This is a genomic window from Vibrio gazogenes (assembly GCF_023920225.1).
In the GTDB taxonomy this organism is placed as follows: Bacteria; Pseudomonadota; Gammaproteobacteria; order Enterobacterales; family Vibrionaceae; genus Vibrio; species Vibrio gazogenes.
Genome location: NZ_CP092587.1, coordinates 315068 through 329508 on the forward strand (window position 1 = coordinate 315068; position 14441 = coordinate 329508).

The window sequence follows — 14441 nt, forward strand, 5'->3', positions numbered from 1 at the left end:
AATGCTACTCATTATTGATAATTATGATTCGTTTACTTACAACCTGTATCAGTATTTCTGTGAACTGGGGGTAGAAGTCAACGTGGTCCGTAATGACCAGATTGATATTGCCGGAATTACATCTCTCAGCCCTTCCCATCTCGTGATTTCTCCAGGGCCATGTACTCCGAATGAAGCTGGGATCTCGCTTGATGTCGTCAAACATTTCGCGGGTCAGCTTCCTTTACTTGGCGTTTGTCTCGGCCATCAGGCGATTGCACAGGCTTTTGGAGCTAAGGTTGTCCGTGCAAAGCAAGTAATGCATGGGAAAGTCTCACCGATATGTCATTGTGGTCAGGGACTCTTTCATGGTTTAAATCATCCATTGACGGTGACTCGCTATCACTCTTTAGTTGTTGAGCAACAGAGCTTGCCGGATTGTTTTGAAATCACCGCTTGGACTGAAACCGTCGAGGGTGATGTTGAGGAGATCATGGGATATCAACACCGAACCCTCCCCATTGATGCCGTTCAGTTTCATCCGGAATCGATCAAAACCGAGCAAGGCCATGCGTTGTTGGCGAATTTTTTACGTCGTTGAGTCCGTATGGCGTTTTATCGCGACAGAAACGTCTAAATAAAAAATCACTTTTATTGCATATTTATACATGTAGAATGAGTTGTGACAGAATCATCTGACAAGTCTCTATGTGAATGATATTGTCTATTTGTAATGATATTGTCTACTGACATTAAATGCATCGTATCTTCAACCAAGCAAATACGGTCAGTATGAACAGATCATCTATACTGGTGAATATTTGGATGGGTCGGTTGTAAGCTCACGAGCGAAGAGGGAGTGTGAATGGCTACACAAAATAATGTCGATCGGGCGCAATTTGATGAGGTCATGGTGCCTTGCTACAGCCCGATGGAAGTGATTCCTGTGAAGGGAAAAGGATCTCGGTTGTGGGATCAAGTAGAAAAAGAATATGTCGATTTTGCCGGGGGGATAGCGGTCAGTTGTTTGGGACATTGCCACCCTGCGATGGTTGACGCCTTGACTGACCAAGCTCAGAAGCTTTGGCATTTGAGCAATGTGATGACCAATGAGCCGGCATTGCGTTTGGCCAAAAAGCTGACAGAACTGAGTTTTGCTGAGAAAGTTTTCTTTGCCAATTCAGGAGCTGAAGCGAATGAAGCGGCACTAAAATTGGCCCGTCGTTGGGCGGCAGATAATTATGGACCGGAAAAATCGGAAATTATTGCTTTTGAACAGGGATTTCATGGCCGGACATTTTTTACGGTGACTGTTGGCGGGCAATCGACTTATTCTGATGGCTTTGGTCCGAAACCCTCGGATGTCGTTCACTTGCCTTATAATGACCTGGCGGCGTTCAAAGCTCAGATTTCAGATCGGACGTGTGCCGTAATGATGGAGCCGCTACAGGGCGAAGGTGGGATCATTACTCCGACAACGGAATTTATTCAGGCTGTCAGAGCGCTGTGTGACGAACATAATGCATTATTGATTTTTGATGAAGTTCAGACCGGTAATGGTCGGACCGGTGACTTCTATGCGTATCAGGGGACGGGCGTAATACCGGATATCCTCAGTACTGCGAAATCGTTGGGTGGCGGATTCCCGATTGGTGCGATGTTGACGACGACAGCGATTGCATCTCACTTTAAGGTGGGTGTACATGGCTCGACGTATGGTGGTAATCCACTTGCCTGCGCAGTGGCAGAAGCTGTGGTGAATATAACATCTCAACCTCAGGTGCTGGATGGCGTCAAAGAGAAAGAAGCGCTGTTCCGTGACGGATTAGAACGGATTAATGCCAAATATCCGATATTCAGTGAGATCCGAGGCAAAGGTTTATTGCTCGGAGCGGTGTTGACCGAAGCCTGGCATGGCAGGGCACGTGACATACTACAGGCTGCCGGTAAAGCAGGTGTGCTCGTTTTGGTTGCCGGGCCAAATGTGGTTCGTTTCACACCGTCACTGGTGATTGAGAGTGACGATATTCAAGAAGGCTTATTACGCCTGGAAAAAGCCATTGCATCATTAACTTAGTTTAAACTTTAGCTCAGGTTCGCAACGATCCTGAGCTATGCTTATAGTCAGACTGGTTTCATTCCGAACTCAGGGTTTTCAGGGAGAGACATCCATGCTTGTGGTTCGTCCCATAACAATGACTGACTATAATGCGCTCTATCATTGTGCGATAGAGTCTGGTTATGGTTTTACATCACTGCCTGTCAATGAAGCGCTGTTGTCTCATCGCATTGAACATTCAGAAGCGAGTTTTGCAAAAACGGATGTTCAGTCTCCGACTGATGAGAGTTACTTGATGGTCGGGGTGGATAGCGAAAGTGGCCGAATTGCCGGTACAACCGCAATCGAAGCCTATGTCGGCTGGGATACGCCTTCCTATTCTTATCATATTAGTACCATTCTTCATTCTTCCCGTCGTTTGGGCGTCAATAAAATCGTGAAATTACTGACACTGGGCAATAACTATATCGGGAGCTCAGAGTTGTGCACGCTGTTTCTTTTACCCGAGTATCGCGCCGGTCTCAACGGGCGTTTGATGTCAAAATGCCGCTTTCTGATGCTGGCGGAACACCGGGAACGCTTTGCTCAAACGATTATTGCTGAAATGAGAGGTGTCTCGGATGAACAGGGAAACTCTCCGTTCTGGCAATGGTTGCAGGAACATTTCTTTTCCATTGATTTTTCGCTGGCAGATTATTTAACGGGGTCGGGGCATAAAGGATTCATTGCTGAACTGATGCCAAAGTTACCGATCTATATCAATCTGCTCAGCCCTGAAGCCCAAGCTGTGATTGGGAAGGTGCATGATAAGACCAAACCTGCTTTAAAATTATTGGAAGAAGAAGGTTTCTCCTGCCGTAATTATGTCGATATTTTTGATGCGGGCCCAACCGTTGAATGTGACTTACGCCATATTGAATCGGTCAGGCATTCGGTGTCTGCGACGGTCAAAGTGGCACAGCATCAGAGTCGGCAGAAAGTCATACTCAGTAATACTTCATTTGAATTTTTCCGGGCGACGATTGCTGAGGTCGATTTTCACCCGGAATCTGAGACTGTGATTATCACGCCTGAAATTGCTCAGGTTTTGCTGATTCAGTCTGGTGATCGGGTTCGTTTTCTGATGATTCGTTAATCTCTTGGATCTGAGAACAGGAACGCGATGGCAGCCCAAGATAATTGATAAAGAAGGAGGCGCTATGACGCTGGACTCATTGTTTGCCGCATTATGGCAAGACTATACAACCAGACTCTGTCCATCAGCGCAGCGGATTCATAAATTATTCCAAGAAGATAATCCGTTAATCAATGATCATATTGCGTTGCGGACATTTAATTTGCCGCAAGTAAGCCTTGAAGTGATAGTGGAGCCATTGGTTCGACTGGGATATGTTTCGAAAGGGCATTATCAGTTTGAACGCAAAATGTTAGCCGCACAGCACTTTGAGCATCCGAATCCCAAGTTACCCAAAGTGTTCATCAGTGAGTTGGAAGTTGAACGTTGTTCTGAATCTTTGCAAAAGATCGTGAGAAGTTTGGTCTCTCATGTCCGGCCCGAGATGGTTGCTGATGCTGATTTTCTTTATGGTGGACGTTTATGGCCGGTGTCACTTGAGCAGTATTATCTATTGGCCGAAGAAAGTGAGTATGCCGCTTGGGTTGCTGCACATGGTTACGGTGCAAACCATTTTACCGTGAGTGTGAATCAGTTGGCCCGTTTTAATCAGGTCGCGGACGTTAATGCTTATCTGCACCAGCATGGTTTTGTGATCAATTCATCAGATGGTGAAGTGAAAGGCTCACCTGAGTTATTTCTGGAACAGTCATCGACCATGGCTGATCGGGTGGCTGTTGAATTTGATGAAGCGGCGTTGTTGGTTCCCGGTGGTTTTTATGAATTTGCTAAACGTTACCCGATGGCAAATGGCATATTGTATCCCGGATTTGTTGAAGCTTCCGCGGACAAAATTTTTGAAAGTACCAATAATCAGTGATGTATTATTTTCAATTGTAGTAAATAAAAGAGCCACCGCGAGGATGGCTCTTTTGTTGGTTCAAGCTGAAAAAATCATCTGGTACCGTAAACAACGATTGTTTTTCCGTGGGCTGAAATAAGGTTCTGCTCTTCAAGCATTTTCAAAATGCGACCGACGGTTTCACGAGAACAGCCGACAATCTGGCCGATCTCCTGACGAGTAATCTTGATTTGCATTCCGTCTGGATGCGTCATTGCATCAGGTTGTTTTGCCAGATTCAACAGTGTCTGGGCAATACGACCAGTCACATCCAGAAAAGCCAGATCACCGACTTTTTGGCTGGTGACTTGAAGGCGGCTTGCCATCTGTCCTGCCAAACGCATTAAAATGTCTGGGTTAACCTGAATTAACTGACGGAATTTTTTGAAGGAAATTTCTGCAACTTCGCAGGGAGATTTCGCTCTGACCCAAGCTGTCCGCTCTTGACCTTCTTCGAATAAACCAAGTTCACCGATGAAATCACCCTGATTGAGATAGGAAAGGATCATCTCTTTTCCTTCTTCATCCTTGATCAGAACTGCAACAGATCCCTTCACGATGTAATAAAGCGTTTCCGCTTTTTCGCCTGCATGAATCAGCGTACTCTTTGAAGGGTATTTATGTATGTGACAATGTGAAAGAAACCACTCTAATGTTGGATCGGTTTGAGGTTTACCTAGAACCATAATATCTCTCTTCCTCTGCAGGGTATGCTTGCTGCTTTCCATGTTTTCGCGAAGCTTTTGAACTGAACACGTTTAAACTGAACATGTCCCCGAACTAAACACTTAGCATAAAAGCACTTGAGAAAGCCTGCAAGTTGTCTTCTGTTTCGGTATCAAATAGTATCCTTTTTCTTACACAATTTCTTGACTTTAATCGTGTCAGGACCGTGATTTGGTACGCAAAAACGTGCGCATGGTCACGGTATGGAAACTAAAAGAGCCCGATTCGTACCATTGAATCGTGATCAGCCAATTTTTCCTGTTTCAATCAATTGCTGGAGAATCGGACGGACTATCAACTCCATGGCAAAACTCATCTTCCCACCGGGGACGACAATCGTGTTATGACACGACATAAATGAGCCATCAATCATTGCTAACAGGTAAGGGAAATCGACTTTTTTGATGCCAAGTAAGCGGATGACCACAAAACTCTCATCCAGACTCGGAATCCCTTTTGCACTCAGGGGATTCGATGTATCTACTGTTGGAACTCGCTGAAAGTTAATATGTGTCCGGGAAAACTGGGGCGTAATATAATTTAAGTAATCATCCATTGAGCGGACGATAGAATCCATCACTGCTTCTCTGGAATGTCCTCTGTCCCGGGTGTCTCGGACATATTTCTGGATCCACTCCAGATTGACGATCGGTACCATGCCAATGAGAAAATCGACATGTTGGGACACGTTGGTTTCACCATCAACCACGCCTCCGTGGAGCCCTTCATAAAAGAGCACATTGGTATCATTGGGGAGATCCTGCCATGGCGTGAATGTTCCCGGCATCTGATTATAGGGAACTGCCTCATCAAATGTATGCAGATAGCGGCGAATTTTCCCCGTTCCAGTACGGCCATATTCCCGGAAAAATTCCTCCAAAGTAGGAAAATCGTTTGCCTGCGGACCGAAATAACTGATATGGCGTCCCTGTTCTCTGGCCTTACGGATTTCGACATCCATTTCAGGCCTGGTGAAACGGTGAAAACTGTCTCCTTCAACCCAAGCTGGCTTAATTCGCATCATATTGAACATTTTGCGAAAAGCTTCTGAAGTCGTTGTTGTTCCGGCACCTGAAGAGCCGGTTACTGCAATAATCGGATGTTTTGCTGACATGACATACCTTGTCTTATCATTCCTTGTCGTGCACTCAATCAATCGATTTCTCGAAAAAAAACGAGAAATCGATTTCACTATATCATGGAAATTGGTGCTGTCATCGGACAATTCATGAATTAACGATATCTGTTTTGTTGAATATCTACGGATTCGTGAAGTTCGGAATAGACGATGACTGCTTCTCCGGATTGAATCTGCTGTTTGACTTGAGCGACCTTCTCTTCAAGAGAGATTTCGTGCTCACCGTAGTCGGTTCCTTCTCGGAGGATAAACTCTTGGATCAGATTATCGAGTGTATCCGGTTCGAGCGTTTGCCAAGGAATAATCATGATGATGACTCTCTATACTATCACTCGGGGATTTCTGTATAGGGGGTATATTAACGGATTTCGTGTGATGTTTCGCAATAATCATGATTTTTCGTGCAAGTGATGATATACACGCTCGTGGTTGTTCACGATACTCGTGGTTGCTCACGATAATAGAGCGGCAGCATCTCTTCCAACCAGAAACGGGGTTTGAGAAGCGTACCACTCAAAAAGCCTACATGTCCGCCGTGTTTCAGCAGTTGATAATTGATCGTTTCAGGGAGTGGCTGGTTTGGAATCACGGCATCCGTCATAAATGGATCGTCTTGTGCGTGTAAAATCAGCGTTGGCAGACGGATTTGCCCCAGCTTCGAGATTGCCGAACAGCGTTGGTAGTAGTCCTGTGCATCACAAAACCCGTGTAATGGTGCGGTGATCAAATCATCGAATTCTTGTAATGTTTTCAGCTGTCGAATCAAGGATTGGGTGATAGGAATCGCTTGTCGTAAGGTGCCTAATTTACGATAAACATTCTGCTTGAGTGAGTGGAGGAGATAAGCCTGATAGATACGTGAGGCTCCTTGATTGATACGGTTCGAACTGTCTCTTAAATCAAAGGGAGCAGAGATAATGGTTGCACTATCGACAAGTGGTTGTTCGGCAAACTCTGCCAGATAATTTGCCAGCATATTCCCACCGAGCGACACACCGGTAGCCATCTTGTAATTTGACGGAAAACGTTGATGGATCTGCTCCAGAAAATAGCGTGGATCGCTGGTTTCTCCGGAATGGTAAGCCCGGGGGAGGCGATTCGGTTGCCCGTTGCACCCACGAAAGTGCATCATGACAGATAACCAGCCTTGTTGAGCAAAAGCATACATCAAGCCATTGGCATAAGGGCTGTGAAAACTACCTTCCAGGCCATGAAATAAAATAAACAGAGGCTTTATTTGGGCGCTGGGCTGCTCAGGGTCTTCACTCCAAGCCAGACTCAAAATATCATCATCCGGTGTCGTCAGTGTTTCCCAGTGTGGTGAAAATAAAGGGGTACGTCGAATCCATCTGGGGAGCACTGTCTGAATGTGTGATGCTGCACCGCCTGACGCTGGATTGAAGGTCAGTAATCTATTTTTGCTCACGTTCTGTATCGTGTTGCTCACCGCGATGACTTCCTCTATTTTTTGTGTTTGGTATATGTCGATGAAAATGACGCAGGTTTTGCGAAAATCTGAGCCAGATGATCGGCTGCCAGTTCTTTGCAATAGCGTTGCGTCATGAATTGTGAGTCACCGGGCTGTAATTTGAGCTGATTAATACAATCAACCAAATCGGACTGTTGTTGTTTTTCCAATTGCAGCTCAAATTGAAGTGACTCGCGATAGAGTGTATCCGGTAGATGAACTTTGAGCTTTCTTCGCAGTTCCCGGTAGCTGTTCAGCAGTGCTTCGGTTGAGCTAATGCTGGTCAGTACGCTATGCCAGTCTTGTTGCTTAATACTGAGTTGCTGTTCATCGAGCCATTTCAGAAGTAAGAGTAAATTGACGTTACCGTGGTAGTTGTTTTGTAGGCTGAGACAGGCTTCTTTGACCTCCCGGACACTGTAATATCGCAAACTGAATTGCCAAAGTCGTTCCAGTGTCAGGGACATCGATGTCTGAATCATAAAGTGTTGAACTCCTGTTCCATCTGTTCTAGGCGCTCTTGGTGTTCCATCCATTGAGATTCAAGTTCCTCAAGATCAGATTTACTTTGAGCCTGAAGCGCTAGTACCTGAGTAAGTTTAGCTTTATTCTGCGTGTCATACAGAGACGAATCGCCTAATTGTTGTTCTGCATCGCTGAGCGTGGTTTGTAATTTATCGATTTGCTGTTCTAATTGTGTCAGTTTCTTGCGAATTGGTGCGGTTTGCTGACGGAGTTCTGCTTCTTTACGCTTTTGTTCTTTTTTCGCCGCGGCACTGAACGGACTGTCTTTGGTTGACGTTTGCTCTTTTTTATCCTGTTTTTCTTGTTTTTGCTGATCGGTGAGCCAACGGTAGTAATCGTTGAGATCACCATCGAATGCGGCCACTTTGGCATCATGCACCAGATAAAAATCATCTGTGGTTGCCCGAAGCAGATAGCGATCGTGGCTGACGATGACCATTGCTCCTTCATAAGTTTGCAATGCGAGTGTCAGTGCCTGACGCATGTCGAGGTCAAGGTGGTTGGTCGGTTCGTCCAGTAACAGGAGATTGGGTTTCTGCCAGACGATCAATGCCAATACGAGTCTTGCTTTTTCACCACCGGAGAAGGGCGCGACTTTTTCGAGGGCTTTATCGCCTTGAAAGCCGAAGCTACCGAGATAGTCTCTTAATTGCTGTTCGGTATGATTCGGTGCGATTTGCATTAAATGTTGTAAAGGGGTTTCTTCTGGATGAAGGGTTTCCAGTTGATGCTGGGCAAAATAACCGATTTTAACCCCCTGAGAATAGGTTAGGTCGCCACTCTGCGGCTGTAAATCTCCAGAGAGTAATTTGATCAGCGTTGATTTCCCTGCCCCATTACGGCCAAGCAAACCGATTCGACTGCCGGGCACCAGATTCAATTTGATCTGGTTGAGAATTGTGACGTGATCATATCCGGCAGCAACTTCATCCATCATCAAAATCGGGTTCGGCAGAGCCGTCGGCTCTCTGAATTCAAAACTAAAAGGATTATCCAATTGCGCGGGTAGCACCTTTTCCATTCGTTCTAGTGCTTTAACCCGACTCTGTGCCTGACGAGCTTTGGATGCCTTGTAACGAAAACGGTCAATATAGCTTTGCATATGAGAAATTTGCTTCTGCTGTTTCTGATACATCGCTTGCTGAAGAACCAGTTTTTCGGCTCTCTGATTTTCGAATGACGAATAATTACCGGTGTACTCGTGGAGTTGCTGATTCTCGATATGGATAATCCGGCCGACAATCGGATCAAGAAAATCCCGGTCATGTGAAATTAAGATCAGTGTGCCCGGATAACTCTGTAGCCAACGTTCCAGCCACATGACGGCATCGAGATCCAAGTGGTTGGTTGGTTCATCGAGTAACAGTAGATCTGAGCGACATAATAATGCCTGAGCCAGATTCAGGCGCATCCGCCAGCCGCCGGAAAATTGCGTCAGATGCCATTGCATCTGTTCTTGACTGAACCCAAGACCATCCAGTAATTCAGACGCTCGGGCCCGAATACTGTAACCTCCGATCGTTTCTATATGACCGTGCAGTTCTGCGACCCGAGTGCCTTCTTCAAGTTGCTCTGCCTGTTGCAACTGTTTTTCCAGCTGGCGGTATTCCCGATCACCATCGATCACATATTCTATTGCGCTACGTTCGAGTGCCGGTGTTTCTTGTGCGACCCAAGCTAATTCCCACTGGGCCGGCATGTTGAATGAACCCGCATCAATACTGAGTTCATCTTTAAGTAATGCAAATAATGTTGACTTACCACAGCCGTTTTTACCGACCAGACCCACTTTATCGCCCGGATGGATTGTCGCTGAGGTTTGTTCTAAAAGCGGTTTTCCGCCACGCAATAACTGGATATCAGAAAAGGTAATCATAAAAATGTATCAGGTTGAAAACAAACTGCCCGAAATAGTAGGTGGATTGATGACAAATGTCGATGATTAGCGGAGCGCGACTGTTGGATCTGTTAGTGTCTCTTTCTTGATTTTCATTATTTGTGTTTGTGTGAGTGAAAGTTTGGTCGTCTATGATTTGAGATGCGCCCCGGATGAGAAAACGATTATGATAGAAATCGCAGGGAAGATTGGTATGGACAGATTACAATACGTTATGATTCAGTAAAATAGACAGAGGAGTGAAGTTAGCCATGACTGATACGGTTTCGTGTACCACTGAGTGCCCCAAGGTGTTAGTGATCTTTGCTCATCCAGAGCCTCAGAGCTCGATTGTTAATCAGGTCTTGATTGAAGCGATCAAGTCGCTTGAGAATGTCACGATTCATGATCTTTATGCGACCTATCCGGATTTTTTTATTGATGTCGATGCTGAACAGAGTTTGTTGATGGCGCATGATGTGATTGTTTTTCAACATCCGCTTTATATGTACTCTTGTCCCGCATTATTGAAAGAATGGTTGGATAGGGTGTTATGTAAAGATTTTGCTTTTGGCTCTCAATGTGCGCTGGCTGGTAAAATCTGGCGTAGTGTGATTACCACCGGGGGCAAGAAGACGGCTTTTGGGAATAAAGGCTATAACAAATACCCGTTGGACGAAATTTTACAGCCATTCGAGCTGATTGCCTCACTTTGCCGTATGGCATGGTGTGAGCCATTGATTTTATACTGGTCGCGTAATGTCACTGAGACTGAAAGATACCAACATGCCGAATCTTACCGCCGGTGGTTGAGTGCTCCTGAGATGATGGACACTCATAATTCAGAGGAGCAATAAATGGCAGCATTGACGAATGATTTTTTACAAAGTGGTGCCGTATTTCTAACCGCAGCTGCTATTGCCGTGCCGGTGGCCCAGCGAGCAGGACTTGGGTCGGTGTTGGGCTATCTATTGGCGGGTGTGGCGATTGGCCCTTGGGGACTCGGATTAATCAGTGATGTTGACGCGATTTTGCATTTTGCAGAATTTGGTGTGGTTCTATTGCTGTTTGTGATTGGGCTTGAGTTGAATCCGCGTAAGCTTTGGCAAATGAAATCACCGATTCTGGGGCTTGGTGGTGCTCAGGTTGTGGTGACCAGTACCGTATTAGCCAGTCTGATTCATTTTTTTGTCGGCAGTTGGCAAGTTAGTTTGGTGATGGGGATGGGATTAGCGCTTTCTTCTACAGCCATTGCTTTGCGAGTCATTGAGGAGCAAGAGTTGGAGCGCAGCGAAACCGGTCAATCCGGTTTTGCGGTATTGTTATTTCAGGATATTGCAGTCATCCCTATGTTGGCGTTGTTACCTGTACTGGCCGGGAATTCAGCAGGCGAGTGGATTGATGCGCTCTGGATGCTATGTGGCATTGTCGGCTTGTTGGTGGGTGGACATTTTTTATTGAGCCCGTTATTTCGCTATATTGTGATGAGTGGTGTCCGGGAGCTGTTCACCGTTGCGGCATTATTGTTGGTCATTAGTATTGCATTACTGATGCAATTTTTAGGACTGTCCATGGCATTGGGAACTTTTCTTGCTGGCGTCCTCTTGGCAGAAAGTGAGTTTCGCCATGAGTTGGAAGTGTCTATTGAACCATTTAAAGGGTTACTGCTCGGGCTCTTTTTTATTGCCATCGGCATGGCTGTTGATTTAGGACTGTTGATCAACAATCCATTACAAATTCTCGCTGCGGTGACTGTACTGGTGGCGGTGAAAGCCGGGCTCCTCTATTTACTGGCTCGGTTGTTCGGAACTCGTGCCAAAGCACGAAGCAGTATGGCTGCGATTCTGAGTCAGGGGGGAGAGTTTGCTTTTGTCATCTTTACCGCTGCGCAGTCTGAAGGTTTACTACACGCTGAGCAGACGTCATTTTTGCTGGTCGTGGTCAGTTTATCGATGGTTACAACCCCCTTATTGCTCAGTATTCAGAAACGTTGGTTTGCCCGAGAGTTCAACTCAGTCGATGATTTAGCGGTTGATGTCGAAAATAATGACCCGAGAGTGATTATTGCTGGGTTTGGTCGGTTTGGCCAAGTTGTTGGCCGTTTGATGTTTGCCAATAAAATCAAAGTCACTATTCTTGAAAGTGATGCAAGTCAGATCAAACTGCTGCGTAAGTATGGTTATCAAGTATTTTATGGTGATGCGACCAACTTGGAGTTACTCCGTTCTGCGGGCGCTGAAGATGCGGAAGCGATAGTCGTATGTACCGATGATCCGGATGAGGTGATGGCGATTGTTGCATTATGTCAGCATCACTTCCCGCAATTGAAAATTTTAGCACGGGCACGCAGCCGGGTTGAAGCCTATCAATTGCTGAATCATGGTGTACCGCATTTCTCGCGAGAAACATTCTTGGGAGCGTTGGATCTAGGAAGGCAGACACTGATTGAATTGGGGATGCATCCTTATCAGGCAAAGCGGGCGGAATCACATTTTTGTCGTTTAGATAATGCGATGCTGGAAGAACTGCTTCCAATGCATAATGAAGGCAAGCAACTTTCGTTGCGTGCCAAGGAAATTCGGCTAGAGTTGGAAGAAATATTTGGACGCGAGATGGAAAAAGATCATCAAGCTCGAGATTTTTGGGAAAGAGACCAGGATTAATTTGTGAGAGTAAAGAAACGTTTTATTGCTGGCGTCAGTTGTCCGCAGTGCCATGCTGCCGATTCACTTCGCTGGTGGGAGGATAATCATGTTGAGCATGTCGAATGTGTGGAATGTGATTATACCGAACAGAGAACCCCACGCTCCGTCGGGCAAAGTAAACATGCAGAAGAAGCGATGATTGGTATTTTTAAACCGGATTAATTGAGGTTTACGAGATACTTCTTCATAATATCGCCCAGTTCTCCAAGGATTTCGAATCACTTGGACAGATGCAATACGGTCACAATAGGTGACAAAATACACTCGATGCCTTGGAGCGTTTATGAAAATTGAAAAGAATGTTGTGGTGAGTTTAGCGTACCAACTCAAACTCGAAGACGGAGTTGTCGCTGATCAGTCAACCGCTGATGCCCCGCTTGATTACCTACATGGTCATCACAACTTGATCGTCGGTTTAGAGCGTGAACTTGAAGGTAAAGTTGCTGGTGATAAATTTACTGCAACAGTTGCACCTGTAGACGCATACGGTGAATACAATGATGACTTGGTTCAGCGTGTTCCGGCCGATGTTTTTCATGGTGTCGATCAACTTGAAGCGGGTATGCGTTTTCTAGCAGAAACTGATCAAGGCCAGATCCCCGTTGAAATTACAGAAGTTGATGGCGATGAAGTTGTCGTTGATGGTAACCACATGCTGGCTGGTCAAACACTGACGTTTGATGTTGAGGTTGTTTCTGTTCGCGCTGCGACAGATGAAGAAGTTGCTCATGGGCATATTCATCAAGGCGACGGTAGCTGTGGACATGATCACGGTGAAGAAGGTTGCTGTGACGGAAATGGCGGCTGTGGCTGCCATTAATTGTCCGGATTCGTTTCACTGAATCTAAATGGAAACACCTGCCGTTTTGTGCAGGTGTTTTTTTATGGTCTGACGAGGATATATATGAAAAAACCTTTTGCGATTGCAATCCATGGCGGTGCCGGCACGATTTTACGTTCTCAAATGACGGAAGAAATACAGCGAGCGGTAGAACAGGCGTTAGATCAAGCTGTTTCTCAGGGACATCAGTTATTAGCCCAGGGCGCAAGTGCTGTCGATGCAGTGGTCTGTGCTGTCAGAGTTCTTGAGGACTCTCCGCACTTTAATGCAGGAAAAGGCTCTGTTTTGACGACAAAAGAGATGGTCGAAATGGATGCGGCAGTGATGTGTGGTAAAGGTCGACAAGCAGGCGCTGTTGCCGGGGTTCGTCATATCAAAAATCCAGTAAGACTTGCCAGAGATGTGATGCAGCAGAGTGAGCATGTGATGTTAATGGGAGAAGGGGCGGAAGAGTTCGCGGCACAGCTTGGTTATGACTATACCGAACAGGATTATTTTTTTACCGACAGACGTTACGAACAGTTGTTAGCCATGAAAGCAGAAGGGAATGTCGCGCTGTCTGAGTCAAGTTACCCTGATGATCACAAATTCGGTACCGTTGGTGCCGTTGCACTGGATCGGGATGGTAACCTCGCTGCTGCAACCAGTACTGGTGGCATCACCAATAAACGTTATGGACGCGTCGGGGATTCTCCGATTATCGGTGCCGGCACTTATGCAGAAAACCACAATGTCGCCATCTCTGCGACCGGCATGGGTGAAGCCTTTATTCGTTGTTGTGTTGCCAGTGATATTGCTGCGCGAATGCGTTACTTACAGGAAGATGTACATACTGCTTGCACTGCGGTTATCCAAGGAGAAGTCAAAATGTTAGGCGGAGAGGGTGGCGTGATTGCCATTGACCAATCCGGTGAGATTCATTTCGGTATGAACTGTGCGGGTATGTATCGGAGTTGCATCGATATTCATGGCAGAAAACAGGTTAAAATTTACGCGGATGAAGTGTAAGTCGGTATTTTACGCAAACGATTTCTTTTTGATTATAAAATCGAACAAAAAGCGCTTTTTTATGAATTTTTTATGCTTAAAAAATGACTGCATCATCCAAC

The 14441-nt window shown here is 45.8% G+C and carries 15 protein-coding genes; 9 read left to right on the forward strand and 6 right to left on the reverse strand.

The window, feature by feature from the left end:
* Position 1: 1 nt before the first annotated feature.
* The 4 genes from MKS89_RS01375 to MKS89_RS01390 all read left to right on the forward strand — a co-directional run bounded on the left by MKS89_RS01375 (position 2) and on the right by MKS89_RS01390 (position 4032).
* Positions 2-580 (forward strand): aminodeoxychorismate/anthranilate synthase component II, encoded by a 579-nt coding sequence (locus MKS89_RS01375; protein WP_072959124.1) that lies wholly within the window; start codon positions 2-4, stop codon positions 578-580.
* A gap of 264 nt (positions 581-844) precedes the next feature.
* Positions 845-2056, forward strand: a complete 1212-nt coding sequence (locus MKS89_RS01380; RefSeq protein ID WP_072959120.1) for an aspartate aminotransferase family protein — start codon at positions 845-847, stop codon at positions 2054-2056.
* A gap of 94 nt (positions 2057-2150) precedes the next feature.
* On the forward strand, positions 2151-3173 hold the full coding sequence (gene astA, locus MKS89_RS01385; RefSeq protein WP_072959117.1) for an arginine N-succinyltransferase: 1023 nt from the start codon (positions 2151-2153) through the stop codon (positions 3171-3173).
* A 64-nt stretch (positions 3174-3237) separates the two neighbouring features.
* Positions 3238-4032: a DUF1338 domain-containing protein gene (locus MKS89_RS01390; protein WP_072959114.1), complete on the forward strand. Its 795-nt coding sequence runs from the start codon at positions 3238-3240 to the stop codon at positions 4030-4032.
* Positions 4033-4106: 74 nt separating this feature from the next.
* Here the strand turns inward: MKS89_RS01390 and crp are convergent, their stop codons facing one another.
* From crp to MKS89_RS01420, 6 genes are all read right to left on the reverse strand, one after another.
* Complete coding sequence (gene crp / locus MKS89_RS01395; protein ID WP_038179153.1) at positions 4107-4739, reverse strand: cAMP-activated global transcriptional regulator CRP; 633 nt, start codon at positions 4737-4739, stop codon at positions 4107-4109.
* 284 nt (positions 4740-5023) lie between these two features.
* A complete protein-coding gene (locus tag MKS89_RS01400; RefSeq protein ID WP_072959112.1) occupies positions 5024-5893 on the reverse strand; it encodes a phosphoribulokinase in 870 nt (289 codons plus the stop codon).
* 119 nt (positions 5894-6012) lie between these two features.
* On the reverse strand, positions 6013-6225 hold the full coding sequence (locus tag MKS89_RS01405) for a YheU family protein (RefSeq protein WP_021019630.1): 213 nt from the start codon (positions 6223-6225) through the stop codon (positions 6013-6015).
* A gap of 125 nt (positions 6226-6350) precedes the next feature.
* Positions 6351-7343, reverse strand: a complete 993-nt coding sequence (locus MKS89_RS01410; protein WP_083571263.1) for a hydrolase — start codon at positions 7341-7343, stop codon at positions 6351-6353.
* Between the two features lie 35 nt (positions 7344-7378).
* A complete protein-coding gene (locus tag MKS89_RS01415) occupies positions 7379-7867 on the reverse strand; it encodes a TIGR02444 family protein (RefSeq protein ID WP_072959108.1) in 489 nt (162 codons plus the stop codon).
* Positions 7864-9786 carry an ABC transporter ATP-binding protein gene (locus MKS89_RS01420; protein WP_072959105.1) on the reverse strand — a complete coding sequence of 641 codons (1923 nt, stop codon included), beginning with the start codon at positions 9784-9786 and terminating at the stop codon, positions 7864-7866. Before MKS89_RS01420 ends, MKS89_RS01415 begins: the two co-directional genes overlap by 4 nt.
* 272 nt (positions 9787-10058) lie before the next feature.
* On the opposite strand from MKS89_RS01420, the gene kefG reads away from it, so the two are divergent.
* From kefG to MKS89_RS01445, 5 genes are all read left to right on the forward strand, one after another.
* Positions 10059-10643, forward strand: a complete 585-nt coding sequence (kefG, locus tag MKS89_RS01425; RefSeq protein ID WP_072959102.1) for a glutathione-regulated potassium-efflux system ancillary protein KefG — start codon at positions 10059-10061, stop codon at positions 10641-10643.
* A complete protein-coding gene (gene kefB / locus MKS89_RS01430; RefSeq protein ID WP_072959099.1) occupies positions 10644-12449 on the forward strand; it encodes a glutathione-regulated potassium-efflux system protein KefB in 1806 nt (601 codons plus the stop codon).
* 3 nt (positions 12450-12452) lie between these two features.
* Positions 12453-12653 carry a YheV family putative zinc ribbon protein gene (locus MKS89_RS01435; RefSeq protein WP_072959095.1) on the forward strand — a complete coding sequence of 67 codons (201 nt, stop codon included), beginning with the start codon at positions 12453-12455 and terminating at the stop codon, positions 12651-12653.
* 121 nt (positions 12654-12774) lie between these two features.
* Positions 12775-13311, forward strand: a complete 537-nt coding sequence (gene slyD / locus MKS89_RS01440; RefSeq protein WP_072959093.1) for a peptidylprolyl isomerase — start codon at positions 12775-12777, stop codon at positions 13309-13311.
* Positions 13312-13395: 84 nt separating this feature from the next.
* A complete protein-coding gene (locus MKS89_RS01445) occupies positions 13396-14340 on the forward strand; it encodes an isoaspartyl peptidase/L-asparaginase family protein (protein ID WP_072959090.1) in 945 nt (314 codons plus the stop codon).
* Positions 14341-14441 lie beyond the last annotated feature (101 nt).